Raw genomic sequence first — 25057 nt, forward strand, 5'->3', positions numbered from 1 at the left:
GATTATAGCAGTGTGGAATCACATTAGTAACAAATGCGATCAGTGGCTGTAACGAATACCTAAATAAAACCGCCGGCCATTCTTATAGATGCCGGTAGGAGCATACTGATTACGTTCATATGTGTAGGTTGTTTCGTTGCTAAGGTTTATTGCATCAACAATAATATCGAATTGTTTGTTTAGTTTTATGGTTAAATTACCGTCCAACTGCCCGAAGTTTTCCATGATGGTTTCACCCACGCCAGTCGCAAAGTCAGTGCGATAATTATATGCTAAACGGCCACTAAAGCGTTCGTTTTCGTAGTAGCTAGTTAAGTTAATAGTATGTTTTGAAGTACCAGGAGTGGCGTTAAGGCTGGCATTATTACGTTTACTTCTTTCGCCATCAACAAAGGTATAATTTGCAATTAACCCGAAACCATAAAATAGCTCTTGTTGATAACCGAGTTCAAAACCACGAATCGTACCACCACTGCCATTGATTGGTCTGTCTATTGTCATAGCAATGTTTTCATGCACTTCAACACCACGGTTAAATTCAATAAATGACTCAACATCTTTATTAAATAAAGCAGCAGACAATAACCCTGCATCAGCAAAGTACCATTCAAGGCTCGCATCAAATTGATTGGCTCTGTAAGGGTCTAAATCAGGGTTACCGCCTTGGCCTTGTGCTTGGGTGACATTGTAGTTGGTAGAAGGCATTAAGTGATTATATTGCGGGCGAGACATGACTCTGGCTACACTAAAGCGAGAAATCACATCATCGGTAATATCAATGTTGAGGTTTATACTCGGCAGTAAGTCTGTGTAATTTTTATAGTGGGTTTGCCATTGATAGCTGTCCGGAAGCTCAATAGGTGATGCGATGCGAGCATAAGCAGCGCTATCTTGGCGAGTATTAACAACTCGTAGCCCAAGGTTTGCGTTGTATGTATCGCCATTTAAATTGAGCTTAACATAGCCCGCAGTCGTTCTTTCTTGTATATCAAAACGACTGGCTTTTTCTTCCTGCTGTACAAAATTAAGTGTATTAAATTGCTTTGCAAGTAAGTTGATATCAACATAGCTATAGTTTTTTAAAGTGTGCTGATTACCAATACCGGTTAAAAAATCATGTGGGATAGCAGCAGGAAAATCAGCAAGTGTCCAAGCAAGTTGCTCTGTTAGTTGATCGTATGAGCCATTAATTGAGCGTAAGCGAATAAAGTCACGTTGATGATCGCGATATTTTACGCCAAATTTTATAGAAGAAATAATTGAATGATCAACGGCACGTTCAAAGTCAGTTTGTATATAAAGCTCTTGATCAGTGGAATCTTGACTGTCGTTTCTGGCCTCGGTGAGTTGCCATTGTGCGGCATCAAGGGGTGAAATGGCATAATTAGCAATGATATTTTGTTGTTGCCGTGTGTCGACACTAAACGCCGTATTCGCTGAGAATTGAGAGGTATAGTCTTGCTTTGAGCCTCCACCGCCATGAGTAAAGCCTAATTGATAAGTATTATGCCACAAATCAGCCTGTTGCGATGCGACCAACTGTATACTGCTTGTGTCGATTTGTGATTTTCGCCAAATAGCTTCCATTGCAGTGCTATAAGGTCTATTTATATCAGTGACTTTGCTATAACGAGCAAAAGCCAATGTATTGTTAATGATTTCAGCGTCATGAATACGACCTCCTCTGGCAAAAACGCTACTTGGTTGCCATAAAAAGTTCTGGTTACTATTGTCGGCATCAAGCACTGAATACAAGCCATTTAGTTGAATATTCCAATCAAAATTAAGTTGGTGCTCAAAAGCAAATGTTGCAGTGGTAAGAATTCGACGTTGCTTAAAGAGCGCCGACCCACCACCGCCAGGCGTCCAAACTCGATTTATATCGGCTAGCCTGTCTACAGGGGAGAGGCTGTTATCATCATTCAAGGTGTAGTTTTGTTCGTGCCACCCCCATGACTCTAGGCCATCACGACGTAATGAGCGCTCATTGCGACTAAAAGTAAGTAGTAAGCCAGTACTCTGTGTACTATTTTTCCAGTTATAGAAACTCGCTAGTTGTGGATCAAACTCACCTGATAGGTCGTTATACTGCAGTTGAGTATTTATCACAAAGTGCTTATTCGGTGTTGTCAGAGGGCGCATGGTTTTTATGTTAACCGCTCCCCCTAATGAGCCTTCATCATGGTCCGCTTGTGGTGTTTTATAGACTTCGAGTGAAGCAACTAAATCAGCGGGCAATAAGGTATAGTTAAACCCCCTGTTGGGTTGCGATGAAATCCACCAATCGGCTGATGCAATTGATTGACCATTTAAATAAGTACGGTTTTGCTCAGGCGTTGTTCCTCTAACACCCACTCGCTCACCTTCACCTTGAATACGTGATAATGAAATACCGGTCACACGTTGGAGTGCCTCTGCGACATTTTTATCAGGAAATTTACCGATATCTTGTGCGCTAATAGTATCTATAATTGATTGGCTATTTCGTTTATCATGGAGTGACTTGACAGCGCTGTCATGGAAACCCCTAATTTGAATGGTTTCTAAAGCGTTCTTTTCTTTATCACTTGTTTGAGCAACGCTGTACGTTGAACTAAATACAAGTAAAATAAAACCAATATAGGTAAAAATGTTAATAAAATTGAGCGTTCTTAAAGCCATGCCAAATCCAATAAAGCGGTTAATGTGTTCTTCAAGTTGCCTCATGATAATAAAATCAAGAGTTTGTTGCTTGTTGTCTGTACCTTATTTATATTTTACGCTTTCTCGATTAATTTAACCATAGATTAACCTGTGTAACAATTGAACAAATGTCGATGTCAACCCAACAAAAAGTAATGCTTAACGATGTCATCGTTGACTTTGTGAGCCTGAAAATAAAAATACAGAACGAATGGGTTGATGTAGAGTCTAGGCAATTAGCCTTGTTGTCTTTGTTATTAAAAAAACAGGGCGAAGCTGTTTCACGAGAACAGATTATGGATGCGCTATGGGGAGATGTGATCGTCAGTGATAACTCGGTTAGTCAATTGGTCACTCAACTTCGAAAAAGCCTTCATGACAATAAGTCTCCACCGCAAATTATTAGAACGATTCCTCGCATCGGCTATCAGCTCATTGCCAATGTGAGTGAACCGCCAACACTGTTTGATAAGGCTCGTCAACATTCGCCAAAAAAGATGGCGTTGTTTGGCGTCACAGGTATTGTTGTAGGTGTAATTAGCACTTTATTTTTACAGTATTTATTCACGGCAAAGGGCAAACCGACAGAGTTTAATTACCGTGCTCGCGTAACATCTGCACCAGGCACTGAGGCTTTTTTACGTTACTCCCCAGATGGGCGATATTTAGCCTTTAGTCAGTCAAACGAATTACAAAATCAGTTTGACTTAGCTGTATTCGATCAACAAAGCCAAACAGTTCATAATATTAAAAGCTCAGGTTATTCCGAAGAAGCACCGGTATGGTCACCGGATGGTCAGTGGTTGGCATATTATCGTTATGATCCGTTACGCTGTGATATTCGCATAATAGGCGTTAATAACGCGATTGAAACATGGCGTTTGAGCCCAGAGTATACCTTAACACAGTGCCAGCCCAGTAGCGCTCCCACACGGCTCAAGTGGTATAAGCCAGATGCACTTTTTGGCATTGTTTGGCACGACAACCAGCCCCGTTTGATGAAATACACGCTGAGTTTGGGTGATAAAGTTAGAGTGCAAGATACAACCTTGATAGGGGAGTTTAAACCTCTCGCGTTTGATATTAGTGGCGAAGGAAAAATGCTGATTGTTGAAAAGCAGGGCATTTGGTACACACTAAGCGAAGTGAATTTGTATAACCTGAGTGAGCAGCGCATTATTAGTCGTCAGCAGTATAAACAACAGCCCATCTATGGCGCGTTTGCAAAACACATTTGGTCAGTGGAAGATGAACTGATGCGCAGCACATTGCAAGGGGAAAAACACTCATTACATAAACCTATGGGGTTTATTGCCAGTTTAGATGTAAACCCTGTTAATGGCGACGTTGCCCATGCAGAGGGGTTAGCGCAAATAAATGCCTATCAACTCAGTTTACATAAAGACAGTGACGGAATAAGTGTCGATAAAACCACTCAGCTTGCCTCTTCAACCCGTATGGACTTCATGCCTACCGTATCAAGCAATGGTGAGCAGGTTGCATTTATTTCTGTACAGCGCCCCGGTGTTACTCGGTATTCTCAAGCAGAGATTTGGATTAAACATCAACGCCGAAAAGGAGCCAATCGAGTGGCTCAATTACCCAGCCATATTACGCCAAAATATCTGCAATTTTCGCCTAATGGCGATACATTATTGTTGCTAGATGAAAGACAAAATGTGTATTTAATAAATTCCTTTTCACGCCGATTGGTCCCCGTTATTTCAGGCTTTGAGCAATTGAATGCGGTTCGTTGGTCTGATGATAGCCAAACTATTTTTTATCAAGCAAAATCGCAGCAGGGTGAATGGCAAGATTGGCAGTATGATTTGCAACTGAGCAGTAACTCATTAAAGGCAAATAATGTGACACCCCGAAGGTTATCGCCAGCTCAGCCTCTGTGGCAATTGAATCCGTCTTACATTAACTATGAGCACACATTGCGTGTTTATCTGTCAGCAGCTTTAGAACAACATATTCCCTTATCACAACTGTTGCCATCACTTAGTTTATATAAGCCGGCGTTATTTGACGGAGGGATGTATTATATTCTTCGTGAAGGCCATCAGTTATCTTTGTATTGTTATGTTATTGCTTCACAAGAAAATATATTTATTAAAAAGCTAGGTGCTTATGGGTTAGACATAGGAGTTAGTTTGACAATGAGTAGCTCTGTGGATGGAGCACAATTGGTGTTTAGTCAGGTTGATGGTATTGAAACTGATATTTTGTTACATCAAGTGGTTAATTAAGTACCGTTAAAAAGGCTGAAATGGCTTGAGTACTCCAGTTTCTGTCGCGTGCTTCATTAAGCGCAGCTTGTGCAGAGAACTTAGCTTGTTCGATTTGTTTTTGTTGTTGTTGGAGTTTGGCCTGTAGCAACAATAGTTGTGGATGGCTTTTATCTAGTTTTAATGCATCATCTAATGCCTGTTGAATATTAGCGGCGGGTTCGTTTAATTCAAAAAGAAGTGCTGCTAAATCGCGCTTAGCTCTAAAGTGGCCTTGTGCGGCTGCCGCAATTAACCATTTTCTTGCTTTGTTAGGCGCATAATCAACATACTGTTTGTTTAATAACTCACGACCAAGGCGATATTGAGCATTAGCAAAACCATTTTGCGCGGCTAATAAAACCCAATTTAAGCCTTTTTGTCTGTCTACTCGACCATAATCACCGCGCAGCAAATTAGCGCCTATTCGGTATTGAGAATTAGCGTAACCATTGCGAGCTGAGGTAAGTAATAACTCACTACTGGCGGTGTCTTTTTGCCAATGATATTTCAATAACTTACTCGCATTGTACTTATCAGAGCTTAACCAATTAGCAATATAGTATTGAACTAGCGCATTGCCTTGTTCGGCTGCATCTATTAATTCGCTTATTTCACTTTGGTAACTTTTTTGCTGACGCTGAAAACTTTGCTGGTATTGCTCACCTTTGAAGGTTGTAAAGTGATAAAGCAAAGAGCGATTATAATATGCGTGCTCTATCTCGTTAGGCGCGTTATATTGCCAACGTTTGACGGCATTTATGAGAGGCTTGTCAAACGTATTTTTAGGGTAAGAGTCTACGAGTGTAATATCGCCAACAGCGCCGTTTTTATCAATATCAAACTCTAACCAAACCCAACCCTCTAAACCATTGTTGTAGGCGTGTTCGGGGTAGGTTGGTTCAACGGTATAGCTACGATACACACTTTGTTCATGCACAGGCTCTGCAGTTAGTTCTGGGCGCAGTTCTTGATCATACTTTTCATAACTTATATTTGTTAACAAGGCTGCGTATGCATCTTCAAGTGCTTGGTGTTGTTGTTCACTTTGTTTGGCGATAAGCCTTGCAGTATCGCGTGCTTCTTCTAGGCCAAAATCTGCGGCTAAATTAAACCACGCATAGGCTTTGGCAGGGTTTTTCTCACGGCCTTGACCATGTAAATACATAACACCAATATTATATATCGCATCTACATTACCTAACTGAGCAAGCTCGTAAAACTGCTGCTGAGCTTTGTTATAATCGCCTTGATGATAAGCTAAGGTGGCATCGAGAAGATCGGCTTTTACACTACAAGATAAAAGAGCATAAGTGACCAGCCATGCAAATAGTTGCATGGTTCGAGTTGCACGTTTTGCATCTTTTGGGTGAGTGGTTATGAGCGACACTGGTAATTTATTTTAAGATTCTTAAAAGCTCTTTAGTCGTTGATTGTACTTGTTTTAGCCATGATTGCTAGAACAACACATGCTATTTAATCAATAAAAAAAGCGGTGAACAAAGTCCACCGCTCAAAGACCTCAGGGCATTGAGGCTCACCATCCATGGCGATAGTCGGATACCTGTGTTAGCAAGTGTGTCGACTAGAAATTGAAACGAACCCCAGCAGAAAAGCGACGCCCGTCAGCATATACGCCTGTAAGTGCTTGCTTAACGCTTTCCTCTTGATAGCTGAAGGTATGCTCATCTGTTAGGTTGGTTGCTTCGAAAACAGCGGTGATGTTTTCAGTGATATTAACGTTAAAAGTGGCATCAACTTGGCCGTAATCATCTTGATAACCAGGCCATGCACGACCTGTGTCGTAACCAGTACGGAAGTTATAAGAAATTCGACCGCCAAAACGTTCAGTTTCGTAGTAAGTGCTGATGTTATACGTATGCTCAGAAATACCAGGAATAAGCACATCGTTGCCTTCTAAGTCTTTTGATTCTCCATCCACAAATGTGTAGTTAGCCGCGACCCCAAACCCTTCGGTTATTTCTGTTTGGAAACCAAGCTCTATTCCCTTTAATGTGCCTGACGGACCATTAATCGGACGGCTTATTTCAATTTCCACACCGTCAAATATTTCGGTTTGAGTGTTATTGCCTAAAGTAGACTGTAAATCTTTATAGAACAGAGCGGCTGAAAAAATGCCTGCATCAGCGAAATACCACTCGTAGCCAACATCAAATTGTGTTGCACGGTATGGGTCGATATTTGAGTTACCACCCGTACCTACACGAGTTTCTGTGTTATAGGTTGTGGCATTCGTCATCGCGGCGTAGTCTGGGCGCGTCATAACACGTGCAGCGCCAATACGAAGTAACATGTCGTCATTTAAGTCAATTGCTAAGTTTAAGCTTGGAAGAATATCAAAGTAACTGGTTTCTTCTTCTTGCCACACTTTAGCATCAGCAGGCCCTACATAAGCACCTGTGGTTTGTTTGGTTTCAACTAAACGCACACCCACATTACCACGCATACCTTCAACATCGATATCTGCTTTCACATAACCTGCGAAGATGTTTTCTTCTATTGCAAAGTTACTATCGAACAATAGGTTATATTGCCAATCGAGGGCATCACCATCACGGCGTACTTTTCCAAGATCCGTCATGGCATAATCACGCAATGTACCGCTTGATCCAATATCCGATAAGAAATCGCTTGGTGCAGGGTTTGAATAGTCGGCTAGGCTCCAGTTTAGATCTGTGCGAGTTTGTGACTGCAAGCGAACATTTTCACGCTTGTGATCACGGTATTTAACACCGAACTTAATTTTACTGAATACTGCAACATCAATTGCACGCTCAAAATCTGTTTGCGCATAGTATTCTTTATCGAGTGCATCATTTGAGTCATAACGTAAAAAGCCTAAATTCCATAAACTACCATCGGCAGGATCGTTGGCGTAACTTGTTTCAATACTTTCAGTGTTTGCCGCGTTGTAGCTATGTACAGTGTTACCTTCCCAGCCAACGCTTCGGTCTGTTTGAGTTCCTCCTGAACCTTCTGTTACACCAATGTGGTAAGACGATTTCCACATTTCGCCTTCATGAACCAGTTTAATATCGTATGAATTGGTTTTTAGCTCTGAATTACGAACTTTTGTTTCATCAAGAACATTATTTCCAGTTTCAGATAAACCAAAGGTACCAGCTTGGGCGAAGCGACCCACTTTGTCATGATCAACAACATCTAAAGACGTGTATTGTGAACCACCATAGCCAGGTAACCAAAGGAAGTTTTGGTTGGCATTATTGGCCTTCATGGTTGAATCAAGTGCATTGAAGGTAATATCAATATCGTCTGTTGGGCGGTATTGAAGTGTTAAATTGAAACCTGTTCTGATTCTTTCTTGGGTGAACATGGCTGAACCACCACCACCAGGTGTGTACACATCTTCAATAACAGAGCCATCTTCTAGGGTTACATCACGGTGTGTCCAACTCCATGCTTCAATACCATCGCGACGAAGATTACGTTTTTGTTTAAAAACAGAGACAAGTGCACCAAATGTTTCGTTGTCATTTTTCCAGCTGTAAAGGCCTGCAAGTTGTGGGTCTGTTTCGCCAGAAACCTCGCTGTGTTGCATCAGCACTGAGCCTGCTATTTTATTTGCTTCGAGATCGAGAGGTTTGCGTGTTCTAACAATTACTGTACCACCGATTGAACCTTCATCAATGTCGGCTTCAGGTGATTTATAGACTTCAAGACCAGATACTATTTCAGAAGGAAGCATCGTATAGTTAAAGCCCCTGCTTGCTGATGAATCAACCCACCAATCTGCAGAGCCAACCGCTTGGCCATTTAATAAAGTACGGTTTTGGTTTTCTGAGGTACCACGAATACTAATACGCTCACCTTCACCAAACGCACGACTCATTGATACACCCGTTATACGTTGTAGCGATTCGGCAACATTTTGATCAGGAAACTTACCAATATCTTCTGATGTAACGGCATCTACAATTGAGTTTGCATAGCGTTTTGTATTGAGTGATTTTACAACGCTGCCGCGAATACCGCGGACTTGAATAACTTCTACTTCATCGGTGGTAGCTTTATCTGCCTCATTAGCAAATACAGGTAAACTGATACCCGCACCCACCAATGACAAGCTGATAGCTAAACTTAATTTATTTTTGTTCAAGCTTAACATTGTCGTCGATCCCCTTGAATTCGAAATGTTGTCTTATCATTTGTGTTTGTACTTATGTGAATGCACATAACACTGAATTGTTGTCAAACTAACGCAACTTAATGGTTGCTTATTTTTCTTGCTCTGCTTTTAGGCAGCGCTGTCATTTTAAGTTTGAGAGGCTATTAAACGCTTTTAAATGCAAGGGAGTCTTGAATCTGAATGAAAAGTTGTGAAATGTTAAAAATAGATTAAATTAAATGGTATTTTAGTTTTATTTTATTGAATTTACGGTGCTTTTAATTTTTAAAAAGTTTCGTTTCTTTAATAAGTTAAATTTACTTATTAATTTTAAGGTAAAAATAAGCACACGATTCATAACTTATAGAGGAAAAAGTGTGCAAATGTTCGCTATTTGAACTCGCAATTATTAACAGTTCTTTATGAATGTGGCGCTTGTGAGTAAACATGTGCAGGTAGTTTGAAAAATAACAGCGCTGTGGCGATGCGAACAAACTTGCTTTAGGCACGTTTATCCGCATTTTAGTGAAGGCTACTAGGCACCTTGTCGCTTAATTAAGCAAAAGTGTTTTTTACCACGTTGGATTAGCCAATAGTGATCAAATAACCCAAAATCAAGCTCTTGATTATCTGAGGTTACTTTATTGCCATTGACACTAATGGCGTTACTGTCTATTAGCTCCCGCGCAATACGCTTTGATTTAGCTAAGCCTGCCTCTACTAATAACGCTAACACGTTTTGCGTTGCACTTGCTATGCAAGGCATACCATCGAGTTCTAATTGTTTTAGCTCACTTAAACTCAACTGCTGAACATGACCTGTAAATAAAGCGTGTGTTATGCGCTGTGCACTTTTAAGTCCTTTTTCACCATGAACAAAGCGTGTCATTTCTGCTGCGAGGATCAGCTGTGCTTCAGGTTTAGCTGTACTTGCTTTGTCTCGTTGTTCAATTGCATTAATGTCTTCACAGCTTAAAAAGGTGTAATAACGCAAAAGCGTGTAAACATCAGCATCGCTTGTTGATAACCAAAATTGGTAAAAAGTATAAGGAGACGTTTTTGTTGCATCAAGCCAAATCGCGCCTCCTTCTGTTTTTCCAAATTTAGTGCCATCTGATTTTGTAATTAACGGCAAGGTTAAGCCAAAGACTTGAGCGCTATTTTGCCTGCGAGTAAGATCAATGCCACTGACAATATTACCCCATTGATCGTTACCACCAATTTGTATACTACAACCATACTGACGATTTAGCTGTGCGTAGTCGTAAGCCTGTAGCAAAGAATAACTAAATTCAGTAAACGAAATACCTTGCTGAGCGCGGTGCAGACGTTGTTTTACTGACTCGCGGTTAATCATATTATTGACAGAAAAGTGCTTGCCTACATCACGGAAAAAAGTGATGACATCTATTTCCTTTATCCAATCAGCATTGTTAACCGTTAGTAAGGGTTTATCTAAATGAGGTGATAATAAATTTTGAATTTGGCTTGTTAATGCCTTAACCCAGTCAGTGACTATCTGCTCGCTATTTAAGTTGCGCTCATTAGCTTTGAAGCTCGGATCGCCAATCATACCTGTAGCGCCACCTATAAGCGCAATTGCTTGATGACCCGCGTCTTGAAAGCGCTTAAGCATAATAAGTGGTACTAAATGACCAATATGAAGGCTTCCCGCTGTTGGGTCGAAACCACAGTACACAGTTTGAGGTGCATCATTGAGTTGCTGCTGCATCTGTTCGAGATTACTGGCTTGAGCAATTAGCCCGCGATCATTTAATTGTTGAATAAGTGTCATCTGTCTTGTCTTCATTTTTACTATCAGATTGACAGAGTACGAATAGACAACAGCGATTTGTATATCTCAAAAGGGACAGTTTTAGCTTTATTGCGTAATGAGGTGGTTTAAGAAAAGTTGGAAAAGTTCACTTAATGAAGCCACGTGTAACTTTGCATAGATGCGTTTTCGGTGGTTTTTAACAGTGCCTTCAGATACACCAAGCTGGGTTGCTATTTCTTGGCTATCAAGGCCTTGAATAATTAAGGTTACGATTTGTTTTTCACGTTTTGTAAGTAAGTGCTGACCAAAAGTGAATAGAGCACGCTTAATTAATTCGCGTTTTTTCTCAGTGTGAAGCGCAGGTTGCAATAAAGATTCAGCGAGAAGAAATTCTGCTTGTAGCCAATGTTGCTGACATAGTGACTGAATTAGACAGAAGTGTGACTTTAATGTGTTTATATCTTCACGAGTAAATACATGGTCTTTTTTGGTTTTACCTAAGTAAATAATGACCCAGCGATCAGGCTCTATCTCAATAACGAGGCAAAGCTCATCTTGCCAACCTGTTTGTAAGTAAAAAAGTGAGTAATCGGTTGAGGTGATTTTAGCTTTATTGTTAATGATATCCTTTAAAGAATGAACCCCTTGTTTTTTGTTGCTTAAAATCATCTGATAAAAGGGATCATCACGAAACGATGCCGTTAAGTAGCGCTCAAAAAGTAGCTCACGTGACTCTTTAATTGAGTCATACAAATAAATAGGATGTTTATTACCTCTTAAACCCGTTACAACAGCACAATCAAAATTTACAATATGATTGATAAAAGCCACCAACTTAGGCGTAAACGTGACTGAATTAATTGCCGAAATGGAAGCGGCGAGTAACTGATTAAATGTTTTTTCTATCATGAGATTAAGAGGTAATAATGCGCTTGGTACATCATAACGCAGGGAGGAGTATTTTTAAAAGTGATGGGTTTTATGAGAGTGATGTGAGGTGTAAAAGTTTAAATAAGCTAATGTAATGGCTTATGTCGCCGATAAAGATCTATCTTATATAATCAAGGACGTGTTATGAAGATTAATCCTAGCGCTATGTTGTTTGGCTTAAAACAAAGCAAAAACAATCAACAAGTTAAATTAGCAACACCTGTCGATACTGAGCTTCGCTTAAATGATGAGTTAAGTAAGCTTGCAACAGATACTTTCCAAAAAAGCGCAACATCTGAAACAGAACCAACATACACAAAGCCTCTTACCATGAGTGCTAGCAAGATTGATTTGAGCAAAACAATTGATGAAGCGATGCGAGAAAAAGCGATTGCGTTAGGGGAGCTTTATTTGCCAGGTGGCAGTGTACCACAAGCTGTGGAGAAGATGTTGTCGCCTTATGACAGGTTGATGTCAGATATTAGTCAGCAGCAGCCAGCTTTAGCGGATAAAGATTGGGGAATTGCTATTAATCAATCTGGCAAATTAGAAGCAACGGGTGCGCTTACAGACAATGAAAAAGAATTTTTAGAAACCAAGCTAAACAACACAGAAGCTTTAGCATCGGCTATTAATGAATTTAAGTCTAGTTACCTAAAAAATATTGTGTTTGAAAACAAGGGGTGGGGCAGGTTTAATGTTACTGAAGAAAACTTTGCTGATGTGTTCGATTTCAAAGAGATGCTAGAAGCTTCAAGAAGTGATGAAGGCTTTAATAAGACATGGGGCTACAAAACCAGTTGGCTAAAGTTATATGACAATGTTTCAGCACAACTGAGCATGAATACAACACGGAAATAACCAAATTCTACGCTAATTCTTTAAAATTTGAATAAGCCTGACTTTTCCCTGTTTGCCTTTAAATCTAGGTAAATCGTAAATACAAGGGCTTTAGTACCATTTATCAAGAGTAATGGTTGGGTGCTTACCGGTAAGATGAAATGATAGATTATTTTCTTAGTATTCTAATGATACTTTCAGCGACTCTATTTTTATTCTTAATGGTTTTGTTTATTTTAGCTCCAAAATACGCAGAGAAAGAGCTTTTCACTAGCTATTACAGTGGAACAGGTGCTATTTATAATGGTTTTAAGCTATTCAGAGCTAAATACTATCGAGAAGATAAAGTGTGGGTATGCAAAGCCATAAAATATTCATCTCTAGCAGTCGTAGGATTATTTATTCTTATGGCTTTTTTAATCAAGTTTGGTGTCAAAGTACAATAGCAGTTTGAGAAAGATATATTGAGCCTTGGAAACTTTAGCCTATAGATTATAACGGTTGATTAACTCGTCAATTTTTCTTCTCACTGGGGCGACTACATCTGATTGGTTTGCTAGTATGACGACAATGAATCCACTATCAAGATGAATATCTAAACGCGCATCAACCCCTAAATAGGCACCGCCGTGTCCTACTTTACGATTGTTAGGCTCGCCACTTACAGAAAAACCATAGCCATACCAAAAAGCAGAGTTATATTGTGTCTTCTCAGAGTAAGCGTCTTCGGTAAAAGCTTTACTGAGTAATTTAAACTCGGTTAGAGCCAGAGAAAAGTTATGTAAATCTTCGAGAGTAGAAAAACCGCCACCTGCGGGGCTGCCTTTAACTGCTCTGGTGTAACGGCTGTCTACCCACTGGTCGCTATACGATCTTTTTAAATAACCAGATGCTAAGTTATTTGTTACCGAATCAAGCTCGAAACTTCCTGAATTAGGCATATTTGCTTTATTGTAAATATTTTTTTGAACATATTCGTAATAGCTTTCGCCAGAGACTTTTTCGATAACTAAGCCAAGCATTAACATTCCCGAGTTACTATAGCGGTTTCGTGTACCTGGCTTGAATAGCAGTTCGCTCTTTGATATGAGTGGCTTGTATGCAGCTAGATCTCTGTATATTTCTTTATTACTTTGATTAAATTCGTCGTTAAAAAAGTTTCCTAATCCTGATGTATGTGTCATGAGCTGCCTGATAGTGATCAAATCAGCGTGTTCTTTGGGTAGCCAGCTCTTATCAACATACTGGATTAGCTTATCTTCAAATTTTAATTTCCCTTGCTCGATTAGCTGTAATGCCGCAATTGCAGTGAACATTTTGTTGATTGAGCCTAAGGCAAATCGTGTATCTATTTTATTTTTTTCATTCCATGTTCGATTTGCATAGCCAACAGCGTCTTGATAAATGATGTCACGACCTTTAGCGACTAAGACAGAGCCTGAAAAAGCATCTTTAGCAGCTAGGTTATTTATAAAGCTAGACAGTGCTTTTTTTAGTTCTTGCTTAGAGATCGGCTGTTTAGGTATTTCCTGCGATTCAGGGTCTTGTAATGTGAAATAATTAAATTTATGAGGAGGGTTCTCTTCTTTATTGATAATTAGGTTATATTTTAGCTTATTGTTGCTGGATATAACTTCGACTATTTCATTGTTACCTTCGGGTGGTAAAACCTTTATTAGCTTGAGCTTGCCATAGGTATTTTGGGAGTTTAGAAAGTCGCCTACATGCGCATCAATACCAAACCTTTCTATTACATTTTCAGACATATTATTAGAAACATAATCAATGACCTCAAGGCGCGGGCCTTCATTAAATACGTTGATGAATGTGGGAGCTAACGCTTTATTCGCTAATGAGGGGAGAGAATAAAGTAATGTGGTTATGATTAATAAAAACGTTTTCATTGAAATTCCTTTGCTGATGAAAAGACAGAGTGGAGATAGTGTTAGTTGTTTTATCTTCGTCCACTACTTTTATGCGGCAAGAACTAATTTTGGCGTTCATTAAGTGCAAAAACTGCTAGTTATTACCAATAATATGGAGATGCTAAATTAATGATTCATTGATGCTTTTTAAAAATCTATCTACGCGAACTTACTGCATACTATGCTGCTATTTAAACAGTGCCCCAAGTAAAGAAAAAATACCTTCAGCCATAATTGGCGTATCGGCGGAGTTTGCGTTATCTCTTTTTGTTTGGTAGTTGTTAAGCATCTTTCTAAGTGCTTTATGCTTGAACCAAACGCCTAGACAAGAAGGGCAGTAGCTAAGATTATTCGTTGAACGTAAAGCGCCACAATTCATGGGACATTGGTTGTTGCTCGTTTGGCTTTTAGAGATTGATAATGCACTAAAAAAATCTTTTGGATCAAATTCTTTAGTGAATTTAATGGATTGAACGTAACTTTTGGGTAGCCAGGCTCCTTTGCATGATGCACATCCATAACCCGTATGCGCTTCAGCTTCATCAGCTTTTAATGGTTGACCATCCTCAGGACATTTCATTTTTAACTCCTTACCAATTGTTTATCGCTGTTTCATAAATGCGACAGCGAGCCCTGAAGAAACAAACGTGACCCCAGCCCCAATATTTAGCCCTGAGACTAGCTTGGGTTTATCTTTCAACCATTTAAAGAGTTGCGATGAAAAAACACCCATCAGGCTAAAGCCAATTGCTGTTAATATCGCAAACCAAACTCCATAACCAATCATTTGAATCGTTACTGAACCCAAGTTAGGGTTCACAAACTGGGGTACAAATGCCAGAACAAAGATCCCAGGTTTGGGGTTTAATGCAGCTGAAAGAAAGCCGGTAGAAAAGATAGTTGTTAGAGATTGCTTCTTAGCAGGCTCTAATGAAAAGAGGTTTTTCGTACGTAGCACTTTTACACCTAACCAAATTAGGTAAGCGGCACCAACTAGTTTTACGGCATAAAATGCGACTTCAGAGGTTTGAATTAACAGCGTCAGGCCAAAAGTAGCGGCAATAACATGAAATAAAATACCCGCACCAGAAGACACTCCCGACATAACCGCCGCCATTCGACCTTGACTTAATCCTCGTCCAATCGCGAGTAAATTATCTGGCCCAGGAGAGATAACGAGCAATAAGCAAGCAAGTGTATAAGTTACAAAAACCTCGATTGGGAACATGAAACCTCCTTGTTACATGGCAAATAAAGCAAATAACTATATCTTTAAAGACGATGTGTACTTTATTTATACTTTCATTGAATGCTGCTTTTGTAAACTAGTAATATGGACTAATGTAAAGAAGCACTCGATAGGGGGAAAGAATTTTTAACCTTTATTCGTATTGATATTGATGAGTTGTTTTTGGCAAAAAGCCCTAGGGAACCCAGGGCTTAATAGTGTTACAAGCTCTTTTTCGGTGGCAACGCAACGTTTGCGAATATAAGGCCTGCCACGAGCGACATGAAGATCAAAAAGGTTTGTTGACCTATGTGATCAGCATATACGAAATCTTGACCCTCAATTAATGAGTTAAGACCAATATAAGTTTTACTGCCCGGAACCAATACAATTAAGCCTTGCATAGCAACAATAGAAGCAGGCGCATTTGCTACACGGTTAAATAAATTACTAAACACACCCACAGCAAGTGCACCCACAAAAGTACCTAATGTGTAATCTAGGTACATTGCCGAGCCGATACTGGTTCCATAAGCAATGAAGCCAGAGGCAATAGACCAAACGGCATGTTTAATTTTAGTTCTAAAAATGACAATTAGGCTGCTACACAGCATAAAAATAGCCAGCCAAGCTGTCCACTTGGGTAATGGCTCAGGTTGTATAAAGTCTGTTTGTCCAAAGAGGGCAAAGCCAATTCCAATCCCTATAAAAGCACCAAAATAAAGCTTAAATAACAGCATAAAGGAGTCCATCACCCTTGCAGTGCCAGATACTAAGTGTCTTGCTGCAAGTTCAGCGAGCCCAAGGGCAAGGGCAAGCCCAGGTATAAACACAATAATGGCAGAAAGCACCACTAAGCGTATGTTTATTTCGGCATCAAGATAGACACTAATTGCACAGGCTAAAATTGCTGAAACGATTGCAACTAATGGTTCGAGCATATGAGCGACACGTTTAGAACGTGTTGACCAAAGTACAAATAAATAAACAATGAGCGTGAGTAATGCTGACCAAAATACATCATTCCAGCTGGTGCCCATTAACATTGCAAATGCACCGCCAGAGGTTGCAAACGCGACACCTGTGGTAAATTTGTTGTACGGGTTAGGCATGGTGTAAATAATGTCGAGCTGTTTATCAACCTCTTGTAATGTTAACTCGCCATTGAGCATTTTGTTTACTAAGTCATCGGTATCAGCCAGAGAGCCTAAATCGTGATCGCCAGGATCTACACGTGCAACATGGGTGTATTCTTCTTCGTGGCCGTCTGTCCAGATCACAAAAGTAACGGATGTGGGCGACATAACAAAGGAAGACTTGAGCCCAAGGTATGTAGCAACTTCCATTAGGTGTGCTTCAAGTCGGTAAGCAGGTGTGCCATATTTATGGAGCATTTTACCCAGCTTAACGATAAATTTTCGTTTTTCAGTAAACGTTGCGTTTTTCAAAGGTGTTTTGAACCAAAGGTTAAATTGTTCAGTTAAGGATAGACCAAATTTCAATAAGATATAGTCATTGCTAAAGACAATATCGGTTAAATTTTCCAGCGCGATTTTAGCGGCAAACGCCACTATGTCTAGTAATATTTAAGAGGAATTTACTTATTTTTTGCCTCAATCCATTGCGCCATATATTGTGTTGAACGCATAGTGTGATGTTTCAGCATTTGCCCCGTGAAATTTGCTTGCCTATGGCTAATAAGAGATTCACTCACGGCCTTTATTTTAGCGATTAGTTGGGTTTGAAGCTTTGATTTATCATAATATTTTTGCAGTAACTGTTGCCCATGTTGTTGGGCTTGAGTAAATTGCGCTTCGTTTTTGTACAGTGCAACCGCTGCGTCGGCAAACTGTTCGGTACTTTCGCATAGGGCACCCGGCCAAGGTTCCTCTTTGTGCATGCCTTCACTGCCAATTGGGGTAGTGACACTCGGTGTTTGCATAATCATCGCTTCAAGTAATTTACCCTTGATCCCAGCCCCAAAACGCAGTGGCGATAAGCACACCCTAGCTTCTTCCATTACTCTAAAGGCATCTTCAGCCCAGCCTTTAATTAAAAAGCCTGTTTTTGGATTATTAAGTGCCGTGGCTTTGGGTGGTGGATAAGAGCCGTAAATATGTAATTCGGCATCAGGCAATTGTTTTCGAATAAGCGGCCAAATTTGTTGTAAGTACAAAACAGCATCCCAATTTGGCGCATGACGAAAATTACCTATCGTCATAAAATGTTTGCGCTCACTGAATGACTTAGTGGCTTGGGGCAATGCTGTTAAGTCAACTAAAAAGGGGAGGTGGTGAAGCAAAGCTGCATCAACGTTGAATACGTCATTCAGTAACTGGATTTCAAAGTGTGAAATGATCAAACTAATGTCAGAGCGCAAAATGGCGGCAATCTCACGTTTTGCAATATCGCTGTGTAAATCTGCCGTGGTAAACTCGCGCCCTGCTTTATGTGCTTCGTGGCGGGCGTTTCTTAAACATTGAAGGTCTTCAGTGTCGAGAATTTTCAGGGCGTTAGGGCAGTATTTATCAACACGCCAGCCAAATTGTTCTTCCATCATAAAACGGTCAAACATCACAATATCGGGATTGTAAGATTGCACATAGTCATCAAAACTTGAGCAATTTAGTGCAATAACCTGTGTGCTAATGCCATCATCACTGAGGTCGACCATGTGTTCTGTTTTTTGTGCAGGGCTTGCAAATTCAACCTGCCAACCTTCACTGCGAAAAGCCCGCAATAATGACATCATATGCGTGCCGGCTGCAGAGGAGTTTGGCTCAGGCCACACATAGCCGATCACTAACACTTTTTTCATTTACTTGAGTCTCTTATTTGTAGGTTGACGTCCACCAAGGTTCGAACAGGGGGAGTCGACTGATTGAGCAATTCGTTGAGTACTTGGCAGGTTCTTTTGCCTATTTCATCGGCATTGATAGCAATGGTTGATAAAGAGGGGAGCATCAAGCGTGAGTCTTCAAGATCGTCAAAGCCAACGACCTTGATGTCTTTTCCAGGCTCAAGGCCATGTTGGCGCATTGCCTCAATAACGCCGTAAGCGATCACGTCATTAAAACAAATAATTGCTTGCGTACTGGGTGCCTGCGTAATCAATTTATCGAATGCTTCGCGTCCACCTTGGCGATTGGTGTGGGCTTCAATGACGCATTTTTCATCATGAATGTTAAATTGTTTTAAAGCCGATAAAAAGCCGCTTAATCGTTCATGGTAATCAGATATTTCACTAGTACCACCTAAAAAAGCAATGTCATCAATACCCTGTGACAGAATATGGGAGGTGGCTACATGCGTGCCTTTTTTATTATCCGGCAGAATACAAGGGGCTGCCGAAAATGGGATTTCACGCATAATATTAATAACAGGAAACCCGCTTTCTATTAGCTCATCTTGCCAGCTTTGCTCAGTGCCCGGAGCCGGACACATTATAAAGGCAGCGACATTGTATTCTTTTAATGTTTTTACAACCTGTTTTTGCCTTTCAACATCCTCAGCAATGTTAACCAACATAGGCAACATACCTAAAGCTAAAATATGCTTTTCAAGGCCCACTGCCAGTTGCGCAGAATAGGGGTTCGTTAAGTCATTAATGACAAGGGCAACCAAGTTTGAGCGTTTACTTCTTAGTGCCGCTGCATCACGATTGTATACATACCCCAGCTTTTCAATTGCGCTAAGTACTTTATCCTTACTTTTTTTACTGACCTTATCACTGTTTGTTAGGACTAAAGACACGGTAGATTTGGATACTTGAGCTTCTTTAGCAACATCCCAAATCGTGACTTTGCCTGTTTTTTTAATCATTATATTTAGCGAGAAGTAGTGAAAAGAGTACGCTTATTTTAGCGTAATTTTCAGGTTTAAGTCACTGATTGGCAGCTAAAAGAGTCGAAACTCTTTATGAATTGCCCTAAACTGTCTAGATTATCGAGAATAAAAACGAAAAAGGAACCGATATGAAAGCATTTAAATTGCTTTTTGCGCTAGTTATTGGCGTATCCGTGAGTACTTCAAGTTTTGCCAACGAAGGATACCAAACCCCGTCACCAGCTCTTGCGGCTGTTGTTGATGCCAAGTTAGCGCCCAGTAGCTACCTATCAAATGATGGTCAGTGGTTGGCGTTATTCGATAGGAAACGCATTGAAACATTACAAGACCTGTCAAAAGAGGAGCTTAAGTTAGCGGGTATAAAGCTTAACCCTGCTAATTTCTCACGTTCTCGAGAGCGAACAAAATTTACAAACATTGTTCTAAAGCATGTTGAAACAGGCACCGAAATAGAGGTAACGGGGTTACCTCAAGGCATTATTCGCGCGCCAAGTTGGTCTAGCGATAGCCAGTATTTAGCGTTCGTTGTAGAACAAGCGTCTGCTGCAAACTTATGGGTTTATAATGTCAGTACTAAACAAGCAAGGCAGTTAAGTGACACCGCTTTAAACTCAGTGCTTACTCGTTCGCCCTATAGTTGGCTACCAGATAGCAGCGCTTTGGTTGCTAATGCAGCCGTTAATTTAGGCAAAGCACGCCTTTCGAATGACACTACGGGGGTTGTACCTGTTATCCAACAAAGTAGCGGTGAAAAAGCCCCTGCGCGTACGTATCAAAATTTACTTAGTAGCCCATTTGATGAGGCGCAATTTAAGTTTTATGGACAAAGCCAACTTACCTATATTCCGCTTAGTGGTCAGGCACAGCCGATTGGCCAACCAGGCTTAATTAAATCATTTTCAGTCTCACCTGATTCAACCAATATTTTAGTAGGCATGATTGATGAGCCATTCTCATATCAAGTTCCTTACAGCCGGTTTGCAGCCACATGGCAAATATGGGGTATGCGAGGGTATACCTTAGCTGAACTTGCTAAGCAGCCGCTAGCAGACAACATCCCACAAGGTTATGACAGTGTTCGTACAGGTCCTCGTGAGTTTCAATGGCGTGCAGATCAAGGCGCAGAAGTTATTTGGGCACAGGCGCAAGATGGCGGCGATATGAAAACAGACGTGCCTCATCATGACTATCTTTATAGCTTGCGTGCACCGTTTAAACGTGACCCAAAATTATTTGCTAAAGTCGAACGTCGCTTTGATTCAATAGAGTGGGGCAATAATAATGTTGCACTGTTATCTGAATGGCGCTTTAGTGATAGGCAGTTACGCACATACGTTATTCAGCCGCGCAATGCTGATCGAAATCGCGTGTTATTTTCAGAGCGCAGCTATAACGATGCTTATAAGGATCCAGGTAAACCCATTTATGAGCGAAACGATCTCGGTGTAAGTGTTATCAAAGTCGTTGGCGGGCGTTATATTTTCTTACGTGGTAATGGGGCATCAGAACAGGGTAATATCCCATTTTTAGATCGCTATGATGTAAAAACGAACTCAAAAACGCGTATTTGGCAATCGGCTGCACCTTATTATGAACGTATTCGTGCGATGCTGGATGATGAAGGTGAGCGACTCATTACCATTAGAGAATCTAAAACCGAGCAACCTAACTTTTTTATCCGTGATTTAGGCGACGATACGCTGACACAACTAACGACGTTTGAGCATCCTTACCCTGAGTTTAAAGGGGTAACAAAAGAGCTTATTCGTTATCAGCGTGATGATGGTGTTGAGCTAAGCGGTACTTTATACCTGCCACCAGGCTATGATAAAACCCAAGGCACATTACCTGTATTAATGTGGGCTTATCCACTTGAATATAAAGATAAAGCGGTTGCTTCACAGGTACGTGAGTCTCCTTATCAATTTACCTATATTGGTTATTGGGGGCCAATGCCTTATCTTGCAAAAGGGATTGCGGTATTTGACGATCCGAAAATGCCAATTGTGGGTGTTGATGGCAAAGAGCCAAATGATTTATTTCGTAAACAGCTGGTGGCAAGTGCTAAAGCTGCGGTTGATGTGTTAGTTGAAAGGGGCATTGCAGATAAAGATAACATTGCTATAGCTGGTCACTCATATGGTGCCTTTATGGTGGCAAACTTATTAGCTCATAGTGATTTATTCAAAACAGGTATTGCTCGCAGTGGTGCTTATAACCGCACCTTAACGCCATTTGGTTTCCAAGGTGAGGAGCGTGATTTTTGGCAAGCCCAAGATGTGTATGCGGCTATGTCACCGTTTTTCCATGCTGAGAAAATCAATGAGCCAATGCTAATGATCCACGGTCAAGAAGATCCAAACTCAGGTACATTCCCGATGCAAAGCGAGCGTATGTACGCGGCATTAAAAGGCCTTGGTAAAGAAGCCCGCTTAGTGATGCTGCCGTATGAGGCTCATGGCTACCGCGCTCGTAAGAGCCTATTGCATGTGCTGTGGGAGCAAGAGCAATGGCTTGATAAATACTTACTAAGTGAAGAAGAGCCTGCAGAGCCAGCTGCCGCTGAAAGTGTCACTCAGTAATTAGTTAAATGTTTATATTAAAAATCCCCGCCCTCGAAGCGGGGATTTTTGTATTTATGGTTGTAAAGTTTCTTTCAAAGTAAAGAAATCGATTTAATCAGTTGTTTTTGTTACTACATTAGCCAAATATCAATTTGCCATTTATTTGCTGTAGATAGAGGTAATATTTTCTGTTATTAATAATTAGTTGTTAAAGATATTGAGATTAAATTGAGCTAGATATGGAAAAAGCCCATTGGCTTGATATTAAGTTTATTTAAAAAATGGAGTTTTAATGAAATATATTTTATTGCTTACTTATTATTAACCTCTTCTTTTTCTTTAGCTTCTAAAGAGTTAGATTTGGAAAAATTCGCACAAACATATTTCAAGCTTATGACAGCTACTCAGTCTCCTAATGCATCTAGTGTTGAGTTAGAAAAATACCTGTCTTTACTAACAGACGATATTGGGCATTCCCATTTACCTTATGTTGTTGATGATTCCAGATTACCTGATGGCAAAGAGTTGATGAGAAAGGGGATGACTTTTTACTTGGGAGCACATACTGAATATGAAGCGACGTTATTAGACGTATTTGTTTTTAACAAATCAGCCATTGCGATTCGATACAAAAGTTATGCAAAAGGTGTACACCCACAAAGTAAACAGCTGATTGAATATTCTCAAACAATGATGGAAGTGCTTGAACTAGAAGATGATAAAGTTGCGGTAATTCGTAAGTATCATGAGTAATGTTTATATACAAAATATATTATGTTTTTCCAAACTAGCATCATATGAAAGTTAGTATGTTTATGTGCTTTAAATAGTTCTGGTACTTTGAAAGTGAATTCAAGTAATACGTAAAAAGGAGTAAAAATGTTTATAATTCAACTAACGTTCTCAGATAATAAATCTCAAGCTAAAGATTTCATGGAAGGCCATAAAAAATGGCTTCAGTCGGGGTTTGATAAAGGTATCTTTGTGTTATCTGGAAGCTTACAGCCTAACGCAGGCGGCGGCATTATTGCAGTCGGTGTTTCCAAGCAGGAGATCGAAGAAATTGTCGCTGAAGATCCTTTTGTAATCGAAAATGTAGTTAAACCTGAAATCATTGAGTTTACGCCATCTAAAGCTGATGAGCGCTTATCATTTTTGCTCGATTAGTTGTTAGCTCAACACAAGCACAGCGTGTAGTGATGTTGGTCATGTTGTGATGTCAGTGATCGCGTGTTTGTTTGCTTATTGAAATGAATGTGATTTAATCGCTTTCTCTTTTTAAGCAACGAACATGTGATTGCATTTATGCTCGATTTGGCAGTACTCGCGGTTTTTATTCCGACCTTTTTCTTTGTTTCTATTACGCCGGGAATGTGTATGACACTTGCCATGACACTCGGTATGAGTGTAGGCGTTAGACGTACTCTTTGGATGATGGCAGGCGAAGTGCTTGGTGTTGCAGTGGTTGCTATTGCTGCAGTGATTGGGGTTGCCAGTATAATGCTTAACTACCCTGAGTTATTTGCTGTTTTAAAATACTTAGGAGGGGCCTACCTTATTTACCTTGGCATCAATATGTGGCGCGCAAAAACAAGCTTTAAACTTGGCAGCGAGGCTGAGCAGAAAATAGCGCGTAGCCAATTATTCTCGCAAGGGTTTATTACTGCGATAGCGAATCCTAAGGGGTGGGCATTTATGATATCACTCTTGCCTCCTTTCATTAATGTTGATGCCGCCGTGGCACCTCAGTTAGCTATATTGCTGAGTATTATTATGCTTAGTGAGTTTATTTGTATGCTTATTTATGCCACTGGTGGTAAGAGCTTGCGGGTGTTTTTAGATAAAGGCGATAACGTTAAGTGGTTGAACCGTATTGCCGGTGCTTTGATGATGGCTGTTGGTGTATGGTTAGCTTTGGGCTAACCATACACTTTTCTAATTAAATGAGCTCTTTATCGTTGGTTACGAGATTAAAGCATTGCTTTAGTGTCTCGATTGCTGTTTTTGTTTTCGCTGCAAGGCTATCTCTAGCGGGTGTAACGGCGAACACAGTATAGTCAGGTAAAGACCACTCAGGAGCAATTTCTATAAGCTCTTTGCTTTTTAATAAACTTCTCACTTCAGGCTCAGGCAGTACACCATAACCTACGCCATCACACACTAGCTTGGTTAGACCTTGCATATTATTGACGATAATTTTTGCCTTAGGTAATGGTTTACTGTCAAGGGTAAGTGCATTGAATGCATTACTGTCGGCGCTGATATGGGAAACTCTGGCATGGCATTCAAGATCATTCCATGTTGCGTGCTGAATTTTGCTGAGCGGGTGATCTTTATGGGCGCATAATTTAAGTGGCCATGTTGCGAGTTTACGAGCCACTAAATTAGAGTCTGTTAAAGGGCCGATTGCAATGGCCAAATCAGCACCAGATTTGATCATATCGACAGGTTCATCTGTTAAAACAAGCTGAATGCTTAAATCATCAAATTGATGGATCAGCTGTTTTAACGGCTCACTCAATAAACCACTGCCAAAACCAACCGGCGCAACCAGTTTTAGCTCCCCACTTGGATTTCTTTGCAAATTTTGCAATTTACTACTGGCATGTTCTGCCAGTGTGAGCATTTTCAAACAGCTTTGATAATACACATGCCCAGCTTCTGTTAGGGTCAATTCTCTTGGGCTTCGATTAAATAAACTTAACCCAACCTCTTGTTCTAAATGTTTGATGTGTTGGCTTACCGCAGATGTGGTCATTGCCAGCTCTGTTGCGGCACTGCTCATATTGCCTGTTTCAACTGTTCGAGAAAATACTCGTAATGTTTTAACTAATTTTGAGTTCATTGT

At 40.3% G+C, this 25057-nt stretch carries 19 protein-coding genes; 7 read left to right on the plus strand and 12 right to left on the minus strand.

Annotated features, from left to right (window positions below; all coding sequences use genetic code 11):
• Positions 1-39: 39 nt before the first annotated feature.
• On the minus strand, positions 40-2661 hold the full coding sequence (locus tag L3V41_RS05815; protein WP_237127312.1) for a TonB-dependent receptor: 2622 nt from the start codon (positions 2659-2661) through the stop codon (positions 40-42).
• A gap of 155 nt (positions 2662-2816) precedes the next feature.
• Between L3V41_RS05815 and L3V41_RS05820 the strand changes: the two genes are divergently transcribed.
• On the plus strand, positions 2817-4934 hold the full coding sequence (locus L3V41_RS05820; protein ID WP_237127313.1) for a winged helix-turn-helix domain-containing protein: 2118 nt from the start codon (positions 2817-2819) through the stop codon (positions 4932-4934).
• On the opposite strand, the gene L3V41_RS05825 is transcribed toward L3V41_RS05820, so the two are convergent.
• From L3V41_RS05825 to L3V41_RS05840, 4 genes are all read right to left on the minus strand, one after another.
• On the minus strand, positions 4927-6342 hold the full coding sequence (locus L3V41_RS05825) for a TonB family protein (protein ID WP_237127314.1): 1416 nt from the start codon (positions 6340-6342) through the stop codon (positions 4927-4929). The genes L3V41_RS05820 and L3V41_RS05825 overlap by 8 nt on opposite strands.
• A gap of 195 nt (positions 6343-6537) precedes the next feature.
• On the minus strand, positions 6538-9099 hold the full coding sequence (locus L3V41_RS05830) for a TonB-dependent receptor (RefSeq protein ID WP_237127315.1): 2562 nt from the start codon (positions 9097-9099) through the stop codon (positions 6538-6540).
• A 535-nt stretch (positions 9100-9634) separates the two neighbouring features.
• Entirely contained in the window at positions 9635-10894 is a 1260-nt protein-coding gene (gene tyrS, locus L3V41_RS05835; protein ID WP_237127316.1) for a tyrosine--tRNA ligase, read from the minus strand.
• 87 nt (positions 10895-10981) lie between these two features.
• Positions 10982-11785 carry a helix-turn-helix transcriptional regulator gene (locus L3V41_RS05840; protein WP_237127317.1) on the minus strand — a complete coding sequence of 268 codons (804 nt, stop codon included), beginning with the start codon at positions 11783-11785 and terminating at the stop codon, positions 10982-10984.
• 165 nt (positions 11786-11950) lie between these two features.
• Between L3V41_RS05840 and L3V41_RS05845 the strand changes: the two genes are divergently transcribed.
• Positions 11951-12667, plus strand: coding sequence for a hypothetical protein (locus L3V41_RS05845; RefSeq protein ID WP_237127318.1), 717 nt, complete (start codon positions 11951-11953; stop codon positions 12665-12667).
• 140 nt (positions 12668-12807) lie between these two features.
• Complete coding sequence (locus L3V41_RS05850) at positions 12808-13092, plus strand: hypothetical protein (protein WP_237127319.1); 285 nt, start codon at positions 12808-12810, stop codon at positions 13090-13092.
• A 39-nt stretch (positions 13093-13131) separates the two neighbouring features.
• On the opposite strand, the gene L3V41_RS05855 is transcribed toward L3V41_RS05850, so the two are convergent.
• The 6 genes from L3V41_RS05855 to L3V41_RS05880 form a co-directional block, all read right to left on the minus strand.
• The gene (locus L3V41_RS05855) at positions 13132-14550 is read right to left on the minus strand and encodes a serine hydrolase domain-containing protein (protein WP_237127320.1); all 1419 of its coding nucleotides are present in this window, start codon (positions 14548-14550) and stop codon (positions 13132-13134) included.
• A gap of 208 nt (positions 14551-14758) precedes the next feature.
• Positions 14759-15151 carry a hypothetical protein gene (locus L3V41_RS05860; protein ID WP_062567594.1) on the minus strand — a complete coding sequence of 131 codons (393 nt, stop codon included), beginning with the start codon at positions 15149-15151 and terminating at the stop codon, positions 14759-14761.
• Positions 15152-15172: 21 nt separating this feature from the next.
• The gene (locus L3V41_RS05865) at positions 15173-15799 is read right to left on the minus strand and encodes a LysE family translocator (RefSeq protein ID WP_062567593.1); all 627 of its coding nucleotides are present in this window, start codon (positions 15797-15799) and stop codon (positions 15173-15175) included.
• A gap of 221 nt (positions 15800-16020) precedes the next feature.
• Positions 16021-17247 (minus strand): threonine/serine exporter family protein, encoded by a 1227-nt coding sequence (locus L3V41_RS05870; RefSeq protein ID WP_083515266.1) that lies wholly within the window; start codon positions 17245-17247, stop codon positions 16021-16023.
• Positions 17248-17396: 149 nt separating this feature from the next.
• Positions 17397-18617 carry a glycosyltransferase gene (locus tag L3V41_RS05875; RefSeq protein ID WP_237127321.1) on the minus strand — a complete coding sequence of 407 codons (1221 nt, stop codon included), beginning with the start codon at positions 18615-18617 and terminating at the stop codon, positions 17397-17399.
• Complete coding sequence (locus L3V41_RS05880; RefSeq protein ID WP_237127322.1) at positions 18614-19621, minus strand: LacI family DNA-binding transcriptional regulator; 1008 nt, start codon at positions 19619-19621, stop codon at positions 18614-18616. Before L3V41_RS05880 ends, L3V41_RS05875 begins: the two co-directional genes overlap by 4 nt.
• A gap of 152 nt (positions 19622-19773) precedes the next feature.
• Between L3V41_RS05880 and L3V41_RS05885 the strand changes: the two genes are divergently transcribed.
• The 4 genes from L3V41_RS05885 (at position 19774) to L3V41_RS05900 (ending at position 24132) form a co-directional block, all read left to right on the plus strand.
• Positions 19774-22227: a prolyl oligopeptidase family serine peptidase gene (locus L3V41_RS05885; protein ID WP_237127323.1), complete on the plus strand. Its 2454-nt coding sequence runs from the start codon at positions 19774-19776 to the stop codon at positions 22225-22227.
• Positions 22228-22467: 240 nt separating this feature from the next.
• Complete coding sequence (locus tag L3V41_RS05890; protein WP_237127324.1) at positions 22468-22962, plus strand: nuclear transport factor 2 family protein; 495 nt, start codon at positions 22468-22470, stop codon at positions 22960-22962.
• Between the two features lie 126 nt (positions 22963-23088).
• On the plus strand, positions 23089-23376 hold the full coding sequence (locus L3V41_RS05895; protein ID WP_237127325.1) for a hypothetical protein: 288 nt from the start codon (positions 23089-23091) through the stop codon (positions 23374-23376).
• A 138-nt stretch (positions 23377-23514) separates the two neighbouring features.
• Positions 23515-24132, plus strand: coding sequence for a LysE family translocator (locus L3V41_RS05900; RefSeq protein WP_237127590.1), 618 nt, complete (start codon positions 23515-23517; stop codon positions 24130-24132).
• A gap of 16 nt (positions 24133-24148) precedes the next feature.
• Here L3V41_RS05900 and L3V41_RS05905 read toward each other — a convergent pair whose 3' ends face one another.
• Positions 24149-25054 (minus strand): LysR family transcriptional regulator, encoded by a 906-nt coding sequence (locus tag L3V41_RS05905; protein ID WP_237127326.1) that lies wholly within the window; start codon positions 25052-25054, stop codon positions 24149-24151.
• Between the last annotated feature and the right edge of the window lie 3 nt (positions 25055-25057).

It is taken from the genome of Pseudoalteromonas sp. L21 (assembly GCF_021728035.1).
Lineage (GTDB): Bacteria > Pseudomonadota > Gammaproteobacteria > Enterobacterales > Alteromonadaceae > Pseudoalteromonas > Pseudoalteromonas arabiensis.

Bases quoted from the DNA above. Each gene is read 5' to 3' on its own strand.
- L3V41_RS05815 (WP_237127312.1), bottom strand. From the start codon at position 2,661: ATGGCTTTAAGAACGCTCAATTTTATTAACATTTTTACCTATATTGGT.
- L3V41_RS05820 (WP_237127313.1), top strand. From the start codon at position 2,817: ATGTCAACCCAACAAAAAGTAATGCTTAACGATGTCATCGTTGACTTT.
- L3V41_RS05830 (WP_237127315.1), bottom strand. From the start codon at position 9,099: ATGTTAAGCTTGAACAAAAATAAATTAAGTTTAGCTATCAGCTTGTCA.
- tyrS (WP_237127316.1), bottom strand. From the start codon at position 10,894: ATGACACTTATTCAACAATTAAATGATCGCGGGCTAATTGCTCAAGCC.
- L3V41_RS05840 (WP_237127317.1), bottom strand. From the start codon at position 11,785: ATGATAGAAAAAACATTTAATCAGTTACTCGCCGCTTCCATTTCGGCA.
- L3V41_RS05845 (WP_237127318.1), top strand. From the start codon at position 11,951: ATGAAGATTAATCCTAGCGCTATGTTGTTTGGCTTAAAACAAAGCAAA.
- L3V41_RS05850 (WP_237127319.1), top strand. From the start codon at position 12,808: ATGATAGATTATTTTCTTAGTATTCTAATGATACTTTCAGCGACTCTA.
- L3V41_RS05855 (WP_237127320.1), bottom strand. From the start codon at position 14,550: ATGAAAACGTTTTTATTAATCATAACCACATTACTTTATTCTCTCCCC.
- L3V41_RS05860 (WP_062567594.1), bottom strand. From the start codon at position 15,151: ATGAAATGTCCTGAGGATGGTCAACCATTAAAAGCTGATGAAGCTGAA.
- L3V41_RS05865 (WP_062567593.1), bottom strand. From the start codon at position 15,799: ATGTTCCCAATCGAGGTTTTTGTAACTTATACACTTGCTTGCTTATTG.
- L3V41_RS05875 (WP_237127321.1), bottom strand. From the start codon at position 18,617: ATGAAAAAAGTGTTAGTGATCGGCTATGTGTGGCCTGAGCCAAACTCC.
- L3V41_RS05880 (WP_237127322.1), bottom strand. From the start codon at position 19,621: ATGATTAAAAAAACAGGCAAAGTCACGATTTGGGATGTTGCTAAAGAA.
- L3V41_RS05885 (WP_237127323.1), top strand. From the start codon at position 19,774: ATGAAAGCATTTAAATTGCTTTTTGCGCTAGTTATTGGCGTATCCGTG.
- L3V41_RS05895 (WP_237127325.1), top strand. From the start codon at position 23,089: ATGTTTATAATTCAACTAACGTTCTCAGATAATAAATCTCAAGCTAAA.
- L3V41_RS05900 (WP_237127590.1), top strand. From the start codon at position 23,515: ATGCTCGATTTGGCAGTACTCGCGGTTTTTATTCCGACCTTTTTCTTT.
- L3V41_RS05905 (WP_237127326.1), bottom strand. From the start codon at position 25,054: ATGAACTCAAAATTAGTTAAAACATTACGAGTATTTTCTCGAACAGTT.